Raw genomic sequence first — 16,567 nt, forward strand, 5'->3', positions numbered from 1 at the left:
GTAAGCAACTTGCTTACTTTTACAAGTTAATGTAAACGAGTTCAATTGGAGGATAAGATGAAGTATTTAATTGGTTGCCTAGGTTTGTTATTTTTTATCGGAGTAGCATGGTTAACGAGTAATGATCGAAAAAAAGTTAAAGTGAGACCGATTATTGTCATGTTAGTTTTGCAATTCATTTTAGGTTTTGTATTACTAAATACAAGTGTTGGTAATTTCGTTATAGAAGGAATTGCCAAGGGATTTGATAATTTACTGCAATATGCTGCAGAAGGTGTGAATTTTGTCTTTGGTGGTCTGATCAATCCAGACGAAAGCTCATTTTTTATTGGCGTTTTATTACCGATCATTTTCATTTCTGCATTGATCGGAATTTTACAGTATTTTAAAATTCTTCCGTTTATTGTGAAATATATCGGTCTTGCTTTAAGTAAGGTGAACGGCATGGGGAAATTAGAATCCTATAATGCAGTTGCCTCAGCTATTTTAGGTCAATCAGAAGTCTTTATTTCTGTGAAAAAACAGCTAGGCTTATTACCAAAACATCGTTTATATACATTATGTGCTTCAGCGATGTCTACTGTGTCAATGGCAATCATTGGTTCTTATATGTTTTTATTGAAACCACAATACGTAGTGACTGCTATCGTTTTAAACTTATTCGGAGGCTTTATCATCACATCTGTGATCAATCCGTATGAAGTGACAGCAGAAGAAGATGTTTTAGAAGTAAAAGATGAAAAAAAACAATCCTTTTTTGAAATGTTAGGGGAATACATCATGGATGGTTTCCATGTAGCAATTACAGTTGCCGCGATGTTGATTGGGTTTGTGGCTGTTATTACGATGATCAACGCAGTTTTCAAAGGAATTTTTGGAATATCATTCCAAGATATTATCGGCTATCTAGTTGCACCTTTTGCGTTCTTAATGGGGGTACCTACAAATGAGATTGTAGATGCTGGAAGTATTATGGCAACTAAGCTAGTTTCAAATGAATTTGTTGCAATGACGAACTTAACGTCAAGTGCGATAGAATTCTCTGGCAGAACGACAGCAATCATTTCTGTTTTCTTAGTTTCTTTTGCAAATTTCTCTTCAATTGGTATCATCTCAGGAGCTGTAAAAAGTTTGAATGAAGAACAAGGAAATGTTGTGGCTCGTTTTGGTATAAAACTATTATTTGGTGCAACGTTGGTTAGTTGTCTAACAGCGACGATCGTTGGCTTGCTTTATTAATGTTCAAGTTTAACTGGTGAGGTGAAAAGGAATGAACGAATTTAAAAGAATACATGTTGTTGTAATGGATTCAGTAGGAATTGGCGAGGCACCTGATGCAAAAGATTTTGATGATTTCGATGTAGATACACTAGGTCATATTGCTAGAGAAATGAATGGGCTAAACCTTCCCAATATGCAAGCACTGGGTTTATCTAACATTAAAAAAATTGCTGGTGTAGAAAAAGTAGAAGTGCCTATCGGCTATCATACAAAAATGCAAGAAACCTCTGCTGGTAAAGATACAATGACTGGTCACTGGGAAATTATGGGGTTATATATCGATAAACCGTTTAGGGTTTTCCCAGATGGATTTCCAGATGAGTTATTAGAAAAAATCAAAGCCTTTTCTGGAAGAGAAATTATTGGCAATAAAGCTGCAAGCGGAACTGAAATTCTTGATGAGTTAGGTGAAGAACAACTTAAAACAGGTGCATTGATTGTCTATACGTCTGCAGATTCTGTTTTACAAATTGCAGCGAATGAAGAAATCATTCCTTTAGAAGAGTTATACCGTATTTGTGAATATGCGCGGGAAATTACGAGAGATGAGCCCTATATGCTAGGCCGTATTATTGCTAGACCGTTTGTTGGCTCATCAAAAGAAACATTTACGCGTACAGCTAATCGCCATGATTATGCCTTGAAACCTTTTGACAAAACTGTGATGGATACACTAAAAGAGAGTGGACTGGCTTCAATTGCTCTAGGAAAAATATCTGATATTTTTGATGGTGAAGGGGTCACTGAAAGTATTCGTACAGTTTCGAATATGGATGGTATGGATAAATTTATCGAACTACTAGATAGAGAATTCCATGGCATGAGTTTTTTAAACTTAGTTGACTTTGATGCAGTATTTGGGCATCGGAGAGATCCATTAGGGTACGGACAAGCATTACAAGAATTTGATCAACGTTTGCCAGAGGTTTTTGCTAGATTAAAAGAGGACGATTTATTGATTATTACAGCGGATCATGGGAATGATCCGACGTATAAAGGAACAGATCATACTAGGGAGTTTGTACCATTATTAGTGTATTCTAAGCGTTTCAAGCGTGGTCATGAATTAAATGTGAGAAAAACATTTTCTGATATAGGTGCAACTGTTGCGGACAATTTCAACGTACGTATGCCAGAATATGGGACTAGCTTCTTAGGAGATTTAAAATAAAAAAAAGGAATGGTGAAAAAAATGAGAATGGTCGATATTATTGAAAAAAAACGAAATGGATTTGAATTAACAAAAGAAGAAATTAAATTTTTTATTGATGGCTACACTGCTGGAACAATTCCTGATTATCAAGCAAGTGCGCTATTAATGGCTATTTATTTCCAAGATATGACAGATGAAGAGCGTGCCGATTTGACATTAGCGATGGTTGACTCAGGGGATGTGATCGATTTATCAGGAATTGAAGGCGTAAAAGTAGATAAACATTCTACTGGTGGTGTTGGTGATACAACAACATTAGTTTTAGCTCCACTCATCGCAGCATTAGATATTCCTTTTGCAAAAATGTCAGGTCGTGGCTTAGGTCATACTGGTGGAACATTAGACAAATTAGAATCATTTGACGGATTCCATATCGAAATCAGCGATGAAGAATTTATAAATATTGTTAATCAAGATAAAATTGCTGTTATTGGACAATCGGGTAATCTAACACCAGCTGATAAAAAAATCTACGCACTACGTGATGTAACTGGAACAGTAAGCTCTATTCCTTTGATTGCTGGATCTATTATGAGTAAGAAAATTGCGGCTGGTGCAGATGCGATTGTTTTAGATGTAAAAACGGGTGCTGGAGCATTTATGAAGACAGAAGAAGATGCTGAAAAATTAGCTGAAGCAATGGTTCGTATCGGAAATCTTGTGGGCAGAAAAACAATGGCAATCATTTCTGATATGTCTCAACCTTTAGGTGCTGCAATTGGGAATTCTTTAGAAATTAAAGAAGCAATCGATACGCTAAAAGGAAATGGACCAGAAGATTTAACTGAATTAGTCCTAACTTTAGGGAGTCAAATGGTTGTTCTTGCAGGAAAAACAGATTCTTTAGATGAAGCACGTAAAATGTTGTTAGGCGTAATCGAAGATGGATCTGCTCTAGAAAAATTCGCTGTATTTGTTAAAAACCAAGGTGGTAATCCAGAGTGGGTCAAAAATCCAGAACTATTACCTGCAGCACAATATACAGTTGAAGTAACTGCAGATAAAGAGGGAATTGTATCTGAAATCGTTGCTGATGCTATTGGTGTAGCCGCTATGAAATTAGGTGCAGGTCGAGCAACTAAAGAAGATGAAATTGATTTAGCAGTAGGTTTGGTTTTAAACAAAAAAATCGGCGACAACGTTAAAGTTGGTGATTCTCTTGTAACGATCCATACAAATAAAAAAGATGTTGCAGAAGTAGAAGCAATGATCAAAGACAATATTCAAATTGGTGATACAGGAAAAGCACCTAAATTGATTTATAAACAAATTTCTTAAAAATAATCGGTTATTTACTATTATAGAAGCTTTCTGAATGATAGATTGTTTAGTGTAGCAAATTTAAAGGAAGAGGATATACTCAAAGTGAGTGATCTTCTTCTTTTTTGCTTTTATGCAATGATTTTTGATACCCTACGGAAGTACAGGTCAAAATTCATTCTTAAGTCCTATGACAAACAATTAAAAAGAAGGCATAATAGGTACATAAGGAAAACACCCTCGGGTGAAAAATTTGCTAAGGAGGCAATTTCCATGAAAGAAAGAGAAAGAGTATTAGACTTAGTTAAAAAAGGTATCCTATCTTCAGAGGAAGCTTTAGTCTTATTAGAAAACATGGCGACAGAAAAAGATGAAAAACAAATCAAAAAAGCTGCCGACCAAGTAAACGTAACAAATCCAACGGTTGACACAAAAGAAAATGACAAAGTCGTAGATTTATTAAATAAGTTAGAAAATCAAACAGAAGAGAAAGTAGAGCCTGAGATTTCTGAAGAAGATGTTAAAGCAAAAGAAGCACAAGATCATGAACGTCTAGAAAAAATTTTAGATGATTTAGCAACAGAAGCAAATCGTACCTCAGTAGAATTAGATGAAATCAATGCTGAGATCGCTGGTGTGAAAGAAGAAATTAAAGAAGCTCAAGAAAAATTGATGGAATTAAACACAAAAGAAGAGTTAAGCGAATTAACGAGTGAGGATTTAGAAGTAAGAGCGTCATTAGAAGCTGAAATCAAATCATTAGAAGACGCTTTAGATGAACAAATTCAAGAAAAAATCGCTCTAGAAGCAGAATTAAAAAATATTCGTAAAGAACAATGGTCAGAAACAAAAGATCGAGTTGCATCAAAATTTGATATTCCTGATGACTGGAAAGATCAAGCAACAGACACGATAAACCAAGTTGGAGAAAAAATGAGTGAAGCTGGTTCACAATTAGGCTCATTCCTAAAGAAAACATTTAACTCATTTTCAGAAACAATGAATGACAATATGGAATGGAAAGATGTAAGCTTCAGAGTTCCAGGAGTTGCGACAACAAAATTTGATCATGAATTTAATTATCCAGCGCCCCTTGCAAGTTTGATCGATGTTAAAGTAGCAAACGGAAATATCGTATTCAAAACGTGGGATCAACCAGATGTTAAAGTAGAAGGGAAAATCAAACTTTATGGTAAAATGGATGCTGAAACACCGCTTGAAGCTTTCTTAGAAAGAAGTCAAATCGATGTGGACGATGAAGTAATTTCATTCCAAATCCCAAATAAACGCGTTCGTGCAGACTTGATTTTCTACTTGCCTGAGCGTACATTCGATCACGTATCAATCAAGCTGTTAAACGGAAATGTATCAATTGAATCATTAAAGGCAAAAGATGTGTACACTAAATCAACAAATGGTTCAATCACATTCAATAAAATCGATGCAACAATGCTTGAAATTGAAGGGGTGAATGGTGATATCAAAGTCTTAGATGGTGAAATCTTAGACAATATCATCGAAACCGTCAATGGTACCGTAACAATTGCAGCAACACCTCAAACGATTGGTGTTTCATTGATCAATGGAGATGTTCGTATTACAGCGAAAGAAAAAACATTACGTAAAGTTGAAGCAAGTTCTGTTAACGGCAATGTAAAAATCGCATTACCAACGGAACTTGGTGTCGAAGGAACGGTAAAAACTAGTTTAGGCAGTATCAATAGTCGTTTGAGTGATTACGAAGTGATTCGTGAGAAAAAAGAAAGAACAAACCAATTACTACAATTTAGACGATTGAATGATGAAGATATGGCTCAAATCAATGCTTCTACAACAACAGGAAACATTTATTTAAAAGACACAGATAAATAAATGCGTAGAACTTGATTACTTGAACAAGTGTTGATTTCTATCTTGATAGTTGAGAGTATTATTCTTAACTATTGAGATAGAAATAAGTAAAAAAAAGATGATTCTTCAACCATTCTATTGTAAAATCTAAGAGATGAGAGGTGAAAGAAATGAGAAGACGATTGACGAAATCTCCTAATAACGTGGTATTAACAGGAACTCTAGCAGGAATAGCGGAATGGTTAGGCATTGATCCAACGATTGTACGTGTGATTTATGTGGTAGCTAGCTTTATCTTTATTGGCAGCCCCATTTTATTATATATTGTGTTAGCTGTATTGATTCCTTCTGGTAGAGACAGAAATAATAGTTATGGTCATCAAAACCCATACAATAGAAATACCCGTAACGCAAACCCGTATGCTAATGAACAAAAACAAAGAAAACAAGCTGAAAAAGTGAATGACGATGACTGGAGTGACTTCTAATGACTTACTTTCAACGTTTGATTGTTAATACGTTGACATTTGTTTCACTCTCAGTGATTTTTCCAAATATGATTTTTGTAAGAAGTATCTGGATGGCGATCATCGCAGCATTTGTTTTATCTATCTTAAATATGTTGGTGAAACCAGTGTTGACGATTTTATCCCTTCCATTTACTTTACTTACATTTGGTCTATTTAGTTTTATTGTGAATGCTGCGATTTTAAAGATGACTTCTTCTTTTGTTGGGGAAATGAATTTTGGTTTTTCTAGCTTTGGAGCAGCAATCCTAATGGCTGTGATTATGTCTTTGGTCAATATGGTTGTTAGTGAACGAAATTTGGATAAGTACAAAGAATAAAGGATAAGACCCAAACAAATGTGTTGGGTTTTATCCTTTTCTTTTATTTATTCAAATGGATCTGCAATGTCGACTAACTGACATTCTTTATGATGATTGATATAGTTGTATAGAATATTGATAAAATCAACTTGTTCTTTTGAAAATTGCTGAATACTTTTTGGTTTTTTTAAGGGCAGTTTTTTTTTAGCTAATTCATAGGGGCTGTACTTGGTAAATGTTTGCTTGGTTAGTATTCGTTCATGAATAACGAGTCCTTGATAGAGTAAATAGTATTTTACTTTTGTACCAATTGGCATAGATAAGAGTTGCCAAGTAGTCTGACTTGCAAGCATCAGTTTTTTATTTTGATTGAAAAAGCGAGTAAGAAACTGCCAATCTTCGCGTAATTTTAGTGCTTTTTCAAAGGAATGATTTTCTGCTGCTAACAGCATTTTTTCTTCTAAACGTTTTTGCGGTAGTTGGTTGTTTTGAGTAAATGCTCCTAATAATTCTGTGACAGCGATAGTTTGATCTAATGGATCGATAGAATAGTCGGAAAAGGATTGCTGCCAGTAATTATTTGAGTTTAATTCATATAGGTTTTCTAAAATTTGTTTCAATTCAGAGAGTTTTCTATTGATTGAAAAAGGACCAAAGCAGTTTTTATTTGTCGGGATAGACAATATATTGATTGAGAGGTGTTCATTATCTGTATTGATTTCAAGATATTTATATTTTTCAAAAGAATTCATTTGACGATTATAAAATGGACGATATTCTTGTATCAGACGGCATTCCAGTAACAACGCATCAAGCTCCGTTGCTACTTCGATAATATCAAAATCTGCTAACTGATGCATTAATTGTAGTGTTTTACTGGAATGCTGCTTGCTTTTAACAAAGTAGCTACTGACACGATTGCGTAATTTCTTTGCTTTGCCTATATAGATAATTCGTTCATTTTTATCCTTCATTAGATAAACACCGGGGCTCAAAGGCAGATTTCTAGCTTGTTCTTTTAAATTGATTTCCATTAGAAACACATCCAATAAGTTGTTTTTGACTAGATACAAATTAAGTATACAAAGTAATTTAAGATAGTCAAACATTCGTTTAAAAATAACTTAAGAATCAATTTATCATTAAAACTTAGCCATTCTTCTTAATAGCTAGAAACTTCCCACCTGAAATGATAAAATGGAACGAGTAGAGAAGTCGAAAGGAATGGATGAACATATGGAAGAAGTTGTAAAAATTCATCAACTGGTAGAAAAGCTTTCTTTAGAAGTCGTATATGGCGATGAAGAAAGTTTAAATAGAGAGATCACAACTGGGGACATCTCACGACCTGGACTGGAATTAACTGGATATTTTAATTATTATCCTCATAATCGTTTACAGTTATTTGGGAGTAAGGAAATCACTTTTTCGGAGCGAATGATACCTGAAGAACGACTGATGGTCATGCGTCGTTTATGCGAAAAAGATACACCAGCATTTATCATTTCTAGAGGACTAGAAGCACCAGAAGAAATGGTACAGGCAGCGAAAGAGAAAGGGTTGGCCGTTTTACGTTCACCCATTTCGACTTCAAGGTTGCTAGGAGAGTTATCAAGTTATTTAGATAGTCGTTTAGCTGCCAGAACTAGCGTTCATGGTGTTTTGGTTGATGTTTATGGTCTAGGTGTTTTGATTCAAGGAGACAGTGGAATCGGGAAAAGTGAGACAGCATTAGAATTAATCAAACGTGGACATCGATTGATCGCAGACGATCGCGTAGATGTTTATCAACAAGATGAGTTAACAGTTGTTGGCGAACCACCCAAAATATTACAGCATTTGATCGAAATTCGAGGTATTGGAATCATTGATGTAATGAATTTATTTGGTGCAAGCGCAGTTCGTGGCTTTATGCAAGTTCAACTTGTTGTTTATTTAGAAGCTTGGGAAAAAGATAAAAAATATGATCGTTTAGGTTCAGATGATGCAATGGTTGAAATTGCTAATGTAGATGTTCCGCAGATTAGGATTCCAGTAAAAACTGGACGAAATGTGGCGATTATCATTGAAGTTGCAGCCATGAACTTCCGGGCGAAAACAATGGGCTACGATGCAACGAAATCATTTGAAGAACGTTTAACAAGATTGATTGAAGAAAATTCTGGTGTAGAATAGTAGTAGGGCAAGTTCCTCTGGAAAAATAAATGTTGAATGATGAAACAAACGCTACAGTTAACATTTCCTATTTTTCGGTCAGAGCTGAACGAGCCCGTTCCGCTTTTAGTGTTATCTAGCTGCACGGGCTAGCTCTTCGGAAAAAAGATAAAAATGGAATGCGACAAAAAACGTCACAGTCAATTTTTCCTATTTTTCAGTCAGAGCTGAACGAGCCCGTTCCGCTTTTAGTGTTATCTAGCTGCACGGGCTAGCTCTTCGGAAAAAAGATAAAAATGGAATGCGACAAAAAGCGTCACAGTCAATTTTTCCTATTTTTCAGTCAGAGCTGAACGAGCCCGTTCCGCTTTTAGTGTTATCTAGCTTCAAGAGCTAGCCTTTCGGGAAAAAGATAAAAAATAAAAGAGGCAAAAAAGCGCCACAGTTATTTTTTCCTATTTTCCTATCAAGGCTGAACGAGCTCTTTCAGCTTTTAGAATAGGAGGAAGCCAAATGTTAGGTCAAGTAAATCCAGTAGCGTTTAATCTTTTTGGGATAGCTGTTTACTGGTATGCAGTTATTATAGTGTCAGGAATCGTACTAGCGGTTTGGCTAAGTAGTCGAGAAGCGGTTCGCGTCGGCTTAAAAGAAGATGACGTGATTGATTTTATGTTGTGGGGATTGCCAAGTGCTATTATAGGCGCACGTTTGTATTATGTGATTTTTCAATGGCAGGATTATGTAGATAATCCGATTGAAATTATTTTGACTAGAAATGGTGGTTTAGCGATTTATGGTGGACTGATCGGTGGAGGACTTGCATTATTTTTCTTCACAAGGCATCGTTTTATTTCAACTTGGACCTTTTTAGATATTGCGGCACCTAGTGTGATCTTAGCTCAAGCAATTGGACGTTGGGGAAATTTTATGAACCATGAGGCATACGGACCAGCGACTACAAGAGGATTTTTAGAAGGGTTACATTTACCAAAATTTATTATCGATAATATGAACATTGATGGAACTTATCATCAGCCTACTTTTTTGTATGAATCTATTTGGAATGTATTAGGATTTATTGTATTGCTTCTTTTGAGGAGAAAGAAAAATTTCTTAAAAGAAGGAGAAGTTGTTTTAAGCTATGTTATTTGGTATTCTTTTGGTCGCTTCTTTATTGAAGGGATGCGGACAGATAGTTTGTATGCTTTTGGAAGTATTCGGGTTTCTCAACTATTTTCTTTAGTTTTATTTTTCGGAGCAATTATCATTTTGATTATTCGACGTAGAAATAGTTCAGTAAAATTTTACGATCGTGAAAAAGGAACTGTAAAAAAAGCGGATTAAAGTGCCTATTCTAGTTCAGCTATGTTAAAATATTAGTTGGATATACTATTAATCGCCTAGTTTGTTTTTTAGAGGAATGTAAAGTTAGAAGGATTCAGATGTCAAGTAAATTACGTGTTATTTGATTCGTTCAGCTGTTCTTATTTTGAAAGGAGTTTTTCACCAGTGAAACAAAAAGTTGCTGTTTTAGGTCCTGGTTCGTGGGGAACTGCATTGGCTCAAGTTTTAGCAGAAAATGGCCATGAGGTTCGCATTTGGGGGCATAATAAGGCACAAATTGATGAAATCAATACTCAACATACGAATCACCATTATCTTCCAGACCTAGTTATTCCAGAAACAATTCAAGGAAAGATGTCGTTAGAGGAGTGTATTGTGGATGCAGATGCAGTTTTGTTTGTTGTTCCCACAAAAGCGATTCGAACAGTTGCACAAGAATTTACAGAGAAATGTAAAAATCAACCATTAATTATTCATGCTAGTAAAGGTTTAGAGCAAGGGAGTCATAAACGGATATCAGAAGTTTTGCTGGAAGAGATTCCCTCAGAAAAAAGGCGTGGTGTGGTTGTTTTATCTGGTCCAAGTCATGCAGAAGAGGTGGCTGTTCATGATATTACAACGATCACAGCTGCAAGCGAGGATTTAGAAGCTGCGATCTATGTTCAACGATTATTTATGAATGACTATTTTAGAATCTATACAAATGATGATGTAATTGGTGTAGAAACTGGAGCTGCGCTAAAAAATATTATTGCTTTAGGCGCGGGTGCGATTCATGGTTTAGGCTTTGGTGATGATGCAAAAGCAGCAATCATGACACGTGGTTTAGCAGAAATCAGCCGTTTAGGTGTAGCAATGGGCGCCAATCCACTGACATTTATTGGTCTTAGCGGAGTTGGTGATTTAATCGTTACCTGTACGAGTGTTCACTCTCGGAACTGGCGAGCTGGAAATCTTCTTGGAAAAGGTCATAGCTTAGACGAAGTTCTTGAAAATATGGGAATGATCGTTGAAGGAGTTTCTACAACCAAAGCGGCCTATGAATTATCACAACAATTAAATGTTGATATGCCGATTACAGAAGCAATTTATAAAGTACTTTATGAAGGTCAAGACGTAAAACAAGCAGCAAAAGAAATTATGTTACGCGATGGTAAAATGGAAAATGAATTTTCTGTATAATAATTAAGGAGGCCGAAGGGCATGAAAGTAAAAAAAGCGGTAATCCCAGCAGCTGGTCTGGGAACAAGGTTTTTACCGGCAACGAAAGCGATGGCAAAAGAAATGTTGCCGATTGTAGATAAACCAACGATTCAATTTATCGTTGAAGAAGCGCTTGCATCAGGGATTGAAGATATTTTGATTGTTACAGGTAAAGCAAAACGTCCGATTGAAGATCATTTTGATGCAAACTTCGAATTAGAAAGTAATCTTCGTGAGAAACATAAAACTGATTTACTAAAATTAGTCGAAGAAACAACGGATGTCAATCTTCACTTTATCCGTCAATCTCATCCAAAGGGATTAGGACATGCTGTTTTACAAGCAAAAGCATTTGTTGGGAATGAACCATTTGTTGTCATGCTTGGTGATGATATTATGGAAGATAAAATCCCATTATCAAAACAATTAATGAATGATTATGATGAAACACATGCTTCAACGATTGCTGTTATGAAGGTTCCGCATGAAGAAACATCAAAATATGGCATCATTAATCCAGAAACTGAAGTTTCTAAAGGTTTGTATAATGTAAATAATTTTGTTGAAAAACCAAAACCAGAAGAAGCACCTAGTGATTTAGCAATTATCGGTCGTTACTTGCTGACACCAGAAATTTTCCATGTGTTAGAGTCGCAAGAGCCAGGTGCTGGCGGTGAAATTCAATTAACGGATGCTATCGACACCTTGAATAAAACACAACGAGTATTTGCTAGAGAATTTACTGGCAAACGTTATGATGTAGGGGATAAATTTGGTTTTATGAAAACTAGTATTGAATATGGGTTAGTTCATCCAGAAGTGAAAGATAACTTACGTGAGTATATTATTGAATTAGGTGCTGAACTAGCTAAAGAGGACACACCTAAAAAGAAATAACGTAAACGATTCATATGATCTTTTCATTTGAAGACAGAACAAGAGTGATATGTTCTGTCTTTTTTCTATAAATTACACTCAGATTTTTTGTAATACTGTATAGAGACTTAGCGTGTAAATTGTTATAATTAAGAGAGCTGAGCCAACTGAATAATTTGTTAAAAAAAGCAGTTGGTGTTATTCTAAGAACATGGAATATTTGATGGAAGGAGCAAGAATATGACAGGTGGAGAGGTTGCAGCGATTATTGCTGCAGTGGCATTTGCTGTATTAGTAGTATTTATTGTTTTAGTATTGATAAAAATCGGTAAAACAGTAGAAAGAGTTACTACCACGGTTGATGAAGCCAACAAAACGATTGAAGTTGTAACAAAAGATGTAGATATTTTATCTAGACAAGTGGAGGGGCTTTTAGTAAAAAGTAATGAGCTGCTTGATGATGTGAATAAAAAAGTAGCAACGATCGATCCACTATTTGCTGCCGTAGCGGATTTAAGTGAGAGTGTTTCTGAATTGAATTATTCAAGTCGGAACTTACTTGGAAAAGTCGGATCTGTTGGTAAATCGACAGCCAAAGCAGGTGTGGTAGGAAAAGTAGGAGGAGCAGCATTTAGAGCATTTCGTCCTAAAAAAACATCAAAAACAAGTGAAACAGTCAAATAATAAACGATAATGGAGGAATAAAACATGGCGAAAAAAGGCGGATTTTTTTTAGGTGCAATCATTGGTGGAACGGCAGCAGCGGTGGCAGCGCTTTTGTTAGCACCAAAATCGGGTAAAGAACTACGTGAAGATTTAGCAAATCAAGCGGATGATTTCAAAGATAAGGCAACCGATTATACTGATTATGCTATGCAAAAAGGCTCAGAATTATCAGAAATAGCAAAAGATAAAGCGAATGTATTAGGCGAACAAGCTGGAGATTTAGCCGGTAATGTGAAAGGTAAAACGAAGGATTCCTTAGATAAAGCACAAGGTGTCTCTGATACCGTTTTAGAATCATTTAAAAAGCAAACAAGTGATTTGTCTGATCGCTTCAAAAAGACAGCTCAGGATGTAAACGATCAAGTTGATGAGTTAGGCGATATCGTAGAAGATGCTTCAGATGATATTTTTATCGACGTTAAAGAATCAGCGAAAAAAGCTAAGGAAACTGTTTCAGAAGGTGTTTCAGAAGCAAAAGAAGTCACAAAAGATGTGCCAGAAAAAGCAGAAGAAGCCAAACAAGATACAAAGAAAGCTATTAAAGAAACAGTAGAAGCTGTTGAAGACAAATAAAGACTAAAAACCAAAGAGGCCGAGAAAAAAAGCGTTTATTCGGCCTCTTTGGTTTTTTATTAGTCGATAATAATTAAGTCTTTTGCTGTTTTTGTAAAAGCTTCACAACCTGTTTTAGTTACATGAAGACAATCTTCGATCCGTACTCCGACTTTGTCTGGAATATAAATTCCAGGCTCAATTGAAAAACACATGCCTTCTTCAATCACTAAATCATTTCCTGTCACAAGTGAAGGGTATTCGTGCACAGTTGTTCCAATACCATGACCTAAACGATGATTGAAATATTCTCCGTACCCGTATCCACTGATAACACCACGTGCAACTTCATCTAATTCTCCAGCAGTAACACCTGGTTTTACCGCATCCATCGCTTTTAACTGCGCTTCTAAAACGATTGAATAGATTTCTTTTTGGAAATCAGTTGGTTCTTTATAAGCAACTGTTCGCGTAGCATCACTGCAGTAACCGTTATAGACAACACCAAGATCAAATAAAACTAAATCTTGTTTAGCAACGGTTGTACCTCCAGGATTACCATGAGGGCTAGCAGCATTTTTTCCAGTTAGAACGAGTGTATCAAAGCTCATTGAACGAATACCTTGACGTTTTAGTTGGTATTCGATTTCTGCTAAAATTTCTTGTTCTTTAGCACCTTCTTTGATTGCTTTAAACCCGATCTCAAAAGCAACATCCGCCCAATTTCCTGCTTCCATTAGTTTAGCTATTTCCGATGGTGTTTTTAATAATTGTAACTTTTCAATAACTGGTGTAACGCTGGCTGAAAAATCACTAGTAGGAAAATAGTTGTTTAAAATATCGAAACGAGCAACAGTTAAAGCTTCTTTTTCAGTAGCTATTTTGTTTGGAGTTCCCATTTTTTTAATTAATTGGGCAATTTTTTCCCAAGGATTTTCACTATCAAGATAGCCGTGTACAGGGTAGATCCATGAGCTTTTTTCTGCATCTTCAACTTCCAAAGCTGGTGTGAATAAAAAAGGATCATCCTTTAATGAGACAAATAAGGCTAATACACGTTCATGGGGATCACTTTTGTAGCCAGAAAAATAGGCAATATGTCCAGGATCACTAATATAAGTCAATTCGATATTTTCGCTAGCCATCCATTTTTTTAATTCATTGATTTTTTCTTGATTCATAGATATCCTTCTTTCTTTTAAACGCTATTTACTGTAAAACGTATCTTTATCATACCACGAAATAGTATAAAGCGCTTTTTGAAATATCGAGTAAATTTTCATGAAAATAGGATAAAACGGTTGCAAAAACAAAATAATTCTGCTATCCTTAGTGAGAAATGTAAACAGCGTTTTCAGAAAATGAGAACAACTATAAATATTTAGGAGAATAAACATGGAAAAACAAACAATTACGATTTATGATGTTGCTCGTGAAGCAAATGTATCCATGGCGACTGTGTCTCGTGTAGTTAATGGTAATCCCAATGTAAAGCCTGCTACACGGAAAAAAGTATTAGAAGTAATCGACCGCTTGGATTATCGTCCTAATGCTGTAGCTCGTGGTCTAGCAAGCAAAAAAACGACAACAGTAGGAGTTATTATCCCTGATGTTAGTAATATCTTTTTTGCTTCTTTAGCTCGAGGTATTGATGATGTTGCCACAATGTATAAATACAACATTATTTTAGCAAACTCTGATAGTAATGATCAAAAAGAAGTGAATGTGCTAAACAATCTTTTAGCAAAACAAGTTGATGGGATCATTTTTATGGGTCATCATATTACAGATGAGATCCGAGGCGAGTTTTCTCGATCTAAAACACCTGTTGTTTTAGCTGGTTCAATCGATCCTGATGAGCAAGTTGGTAGTGTAAATATTGATTATACTGAAGCGACAAAAGATGCGACAAGTATACTGGCTAAAAACGGCAATAAAAAAATTGCTTTTGTTAGTGGTGCCTTGATCGACCCAATCAATGGCCAAAATCGTATTAAAGGCTACAAAGAAGCGTTAGCTGAGAATGGTTTAAGTTATAATGAAGGGTTGATTTTTGAATCTGAGTATAAGTTTAAAGCAGGTATCTCATTAGCTGAACGGATTCGTAACAGTGGAGCAACAGCTGCTTATGTTACAGATGATGAACTAGCAATTGGTTTGTTGGATGGAATGATCGATGCTGGCGTGAAAGTACCAGAAGAATTTGAGATCATAACAAGCAACAACTCGTTATTAACAGAAGTTGCTCGTCCACGTCTTTCAAGTGTGACACAACCTTTATATGATATTGGTGCTGTAGCAATGCGTTTGTTGACAAAATTAATGAATAAAGAAGAAATTGAAGATAAAACAGTTATCTTGCCATATGGCATGGAACAAAAAGGTTCAACTAAATAAAATAGTATAGCTGTAAGCATTACCGTTTACCAGCCACACTCCCTATAAAGTAGAAACTAGAGCTTAAAGCTAGTATACTTAGATTAAGGGAGTGTTTTTTTTTGAAAAAAACGGATGTTTAGAAGGTAAAAAGATAAGGGGAAATTCTGATGCTATCATCTTATATAAATGAAATAAGAAAGGAGTAGTTTTAATGAATATGAGAGAAAGAATCATTGCGGGGAAATTATTTTTAGACAATTGTGAAGGCTTGCCAGAAGAGCGATTGCGGGCAAAAAAAAGAATGATGGCTTTTAATCAAACCTCTCCTGATGAAGTAGAACGAAGATTTCAGCTTTTAGATGAAATTTTTGGAATAAGAATAAATGCGTGGATCGAACCACCATTTTATTTTTGTTATGGTAGCAATATTGAACTTGGAGAAGAATGTTACATAAATATGGGGTGTAGTTTTATTGATGATGCTAAGATTAGGATTGGGGATAAAGTGGCTTTTGGTCCAAGTGTAACAATCGCCACTGTAGGGCACCCTGTACATCCTGAATACAGACGCTTGATGTATGGTAATCCAGTAACGATTGAGGATAATTGTTGGATTGGAGCGAGTGCGACGGTTTGCCCAGGTGTAACGATTGGCGAAAATAGTGTTATTGGTGCTGGTAGTGTTGTGACAAAAGATATTCCGAAAAATTCGGTTGCTGTGGGAAACCCTTGTAGAGTAATTCGTGAAATCAATCAAAGAGATCGTGCATTTTATTATAAAGATCAACCTTTTTTAGCAGAAGATTTAGAAGAGGTATATCGTTTAAATAGTACTAATTAAATTAGAAAAGCCTCCAACAAAACGGTAATAGGTTTTGTTGGAGGCTTTAAATGCAACT

At 35.6% G+C, this 16,567-nt stretch carries 16 protein-coding genes; 14 read left to right on the forward strand and 2 right to left on the reverse strand.

Going from position 1 to position 16,567, the window contains the following annotated elements; genetic code table 11:
• Positions 1-57 precede the first annotated feature (57 nt).
• The 6 genes from I580_RS08795 (at position 58) to I580_RS08820 (ending at position 6,452) form a co-directional block, all read left to right on the forward strand.
• Positions 58-1,239: a NupC/NupG family nucleoside CNT transporter gene (locus tag I580_RS08795; protein ID WP_010771611.1), complete on the forward strand. Its 1,182-nt coding sequence runs from the start codon at positions 58-60 to the stop codon at positions 1,237-1,239.
• Between the two features lie 31 nt (positions 1,240-1,270).
• A complete protein-coding gene (deoB, locus tag I580_RS08800) occupies positions 1,271-2,452 on the forward strand; it encodes a phosphopentomutase (RefSeq protein ID WP_010771612.1) in 1,182 nt (393 codons plus the stop codon).
• A gap of 21 nt (positions 2,453-2,473) precedes the next feature.
• Positions 2,474-3,772: a pyrimidine-nucleoside phosphorylase gene (locus tag I580_RS08805; RefSeq protein ID WP_010771613.1), complete on the forward strand. Its 1,299-nt coding sequence runs from the start codon at positions 2,474-2,476 to the stop codon at positions 3,770-3,772.
• 255 nt (positions 3,773-4,027) lie between these two features.
• The gene (liaX, locus tag I580_RS08810) at positions 4,028-5,626 is read left to right on the forward strand and encodes a daptomycin-sensing surface protein LiaX (RefSeq protein WP_010771614.1); all 1,599 of its coding nucleotides are present in this window, start codon (positions 4,028-4,030) and stop codon (positions 5,624-5,626) included.
• A gap of 149 nt (positions 5,627-5,775) precedes the next feature.
• Positions 5,776-6,093, forward strand: coding sequence for a PspC domain-containing protein (locus tag I580_RS08815; RefSeq protein ID WP_010771615.1), 318 nt, complete (start codon positions 5,776-5,778; stop codon positions 6,091-6,093).
• Positions 6,093-6,452, forward strand: a complete 360-nt coding sequence (locus tag I580_RS08820; protein WP_010771616.1) for a phage holin family protein — start codon at positions 6,093-6,095, stop codon at positions 6,450-6,452. Before I580_RS08815 ends, I580_RS08820 begins: the two co-directional genes overlap by 1 nt.
• Before the next feature lie 47 nt (positions 6,453-6,499).
• Here I580_RS08820 and I580_RS08825 read toward each other — a convergent pair whose 3' ends face one another.
• Positions 6,500-7,468, reverse strand: a complete 969-nt coding sequence (locus tag I580_RS08825; RefSeq protein WP_010771617.1) for a GIY-YIG nuclease family protein — start codon at positions 7,466-7,468, stop codon at positions 6,500-6,502.
• Positions 7,469-7,670: 202 nt separating this feature from the next.
• On the opposite strand from I580_RS08825, the gene hprK reads away from it, so the two are divergent.
• The 6 genes from hprK to I580_RS08855 all read left to right on the forward strand — a co-directional run bounded on the left by hprK (position 7,671) and on the right by I580_RS08855 (position 13,310).
• Entirely contained in the window at positions 7,671-8,609 is a 939-nt protein-coding gene (gene hprK, locus I580_RS08830; protein ID WP_010771618.1) for an HPr(Ser) kinase/phosphatase, read from the forward strand.
• Positions 8,610-9,101: 492 nt separating this feature from the next.
• Positions 9,102-9,932, forward strand: coding sequence for a prolipoprotein diacylglyceryl transferase (lgt, locus tag I580_RS08835; protein WP_010771619.1), 831 nt, complete (start codon positions 9,102-9,104; stop codon positions 9,930-9,932).
• 165 nt (positions 9,933-10,097) lie between these two features.
• Positions 10,098-11,114, forward strand: a complete 1,017-nt coding sequence (locus I580_RS08840; protein ID WP_010771620.1) for an NAD(P)H-dependent glycerol-3-phosphate dehydrogenase — start codon at positions 10,098-10,100, stop codon at positions 11,112-11,114.
• Between the two features lie 21 nt (positions 11,115-11,135).
• Positions 11,136-12,032, forward strand: a complete 897-nt coding sequence (gene galU, locus I580_RS08845) for a UTP--glucose-1-phosphate uridylyltransferase GalU (protein WP_010771621.1) — start codon at positions 11,136-11,138, stop codon at positions 12,030-12,032.
• Positions 12,033-12,251: 219 nt separating this feature from the next.
• Positions 12,252-12,695, forward strand: coding sequence for a DUF948 domain-containing protein (locus I580_RS08850; protein ID WP_010771622.1), 444 nt, complete (start codon positions 12,252-12,254; stop codon positions 12,693-12,695).
• A gap of 24 nt (positions 12,696-12,719) precedes the next feature.
• Complete coding sequence (locus I580_RS08855) at positions 12,720-13,310, forward strand: YtxH domain-containing protein (RefSeq protein ID WP_010771623.1); 591 nt, start codon at positions 12,720-12,722, stop codon at positions 13,308-13,310.
• A 59-nt stretch (positions 13,311-13,369) separates the two neighbouring features.
• Here the strand turns inward: I580_RS08855 and I580_RS08860 are convergent, their stop codons facing one another.
• Complete coding sequence (locus I580_RS08860) at positions 13,370-14,470, reverse strand: aminopeptidase P family protein (protein WP_010771624.1); 1,101 nt, start codon at positions 14,468-14,470, stop codon at positions 13,370-13,372.
• A 214-nt stretch (positions 14,471-14,684) separates the two neighbouring features.
• On the opposite strand from I580_RS08860, the gene ccpA reads away from it, so the two are divergent.
• Together ccpA and I580_RS08870 are read left to right on the forward strand one after the other, a co-directional pair.
• A complete protein-coding gene (ccpA, locus tag I580_RS08865; RefSeq protein ID WP_010771625.1) occupies positions 14,685-15,686 on the forward strand; it encodes a catabolite control protein A in 1,002 nt (333 codons plus the stop codon).
• Between the two features lie 193 nt (positions 15,687-15,879).
• Positions 15,880-16,509 (forward strand): sugar O-acetyltransferase, encoded by a 630-nt coding sequence (locus I580_RS08870; RefSeq protein ID WP_010771626.1) that lies wholly within the window; start codon positions 15,880-15,882, stop codon positions 16,507-16,509.
• Positions 16,510-16,567: the final 58 nt, after the last annotated feature.

The sequence above is a fragment of the Enterococcus caccae ATCC BAA-1240 genome, assembly GCF_000407145.1.
Taxonomy (GTDB): domain Bacteria; phylum Bacillota; class Bacilli; order Lactobacillales; family Enterococcaceae; genus Enterococcus_L; species Enterococcus_L caccae.

Coding starts and splice junctions, on each gene's coding strand:
- I580_RS08795 (WP_010771611.1), top strand. CDS start 58: ATGAAGTATTTAATTGGTTGCCTAGGTTTGTTATTTTTTATCGGAGTA.
- deoB (WP_010771612.1), top strand. CDS start 1,271: ATGAACGAATTTAAAAGAATACATGTTGTTGTAATGGATTCAGTAGGA.
- I580_RS08805 (WP_010771613.1), top strand. CDS start 2,474: ATGAGAATGGTCGATATTATTGAAAAAAAACGAAATGGATTTGAATTA.
- liaX (WP_010771614.1), top strand. CDS start 4,028: ATGAAAGAAAGAGAAAGAGTATTAGACTTAGTTAAAAAAGGTATCCTA.
- I580_RS08815 (WP_010771615.1), top strand. CDS start 5,776: ATGAGAAGACGATTGACGAAATCTCCTAATAACGTGGTATTAACAGGA.
- I580_RS08820 (WP_010771616.1), top strand. CDS start 6,093: ATGACTTACTTTCAACGTTTGATTGTTAATACGTTGACATTTGTTTCA.
- I580_RS08825 (WP_010771617.1), bottom strand. CDS start 7,468: ATGGAAATCAATTTAAAAGAACAAGCTAGAAATCTGCCTTTGAGCCCC.
- hprK (WP_010771618.1), top strand. CDS start 7,671: ATGGAAGAAGTTGTAAAAATTCATCAACTGGTAGAAAAGCTTTCTTTA.
- lgt (WP_010771619.1), top strand. CDS start 9,102: ATGTTAGGTCAAGTAAATCCAGTAGCGTTTAATCTTTTTGGGATAGCT.
- galU (WP_010771621.1), top strand. CDS start 11,136: ATGAAAGTAAAAAAAGCGGTAATCCCAGCAGCTGGTCTGGGAACAAGG.
- I580_RS08850 (WP_010771622.1), top strand. CDS start 12,252: ATGACAGGTGGAGAGGTTGCAGCGATTATTGCTGCAGTGGCATTTGCT.
- I580_RS08855 (WP_010771623.1), top strand. CDS start 12,720: ATGGCGAAAAAAGGCGGATTTTTTTTAGGTGCAATCATTGGTGGAACG.
- I580_RS08860 (WP_010771624.1), bottom strand. CDS start 14,470: ATGAATCAAGAAAAAATCAATGAATTAAAAAAATGGATGGCTAGCGAA.
- ccpA (WP_010771625.1), top strand. CDS start 14,685: ATGGAAAAACAAACAATTACGATTTATGATGTTGCTCGTGAAGCAAAT.
- I580_RS08870 (WP_010771626.1), top strand. CDS start 15,880: ATGAATATGAGAGAAAGAATCATTGCGGGGAAATTATTTTTAGACAAT.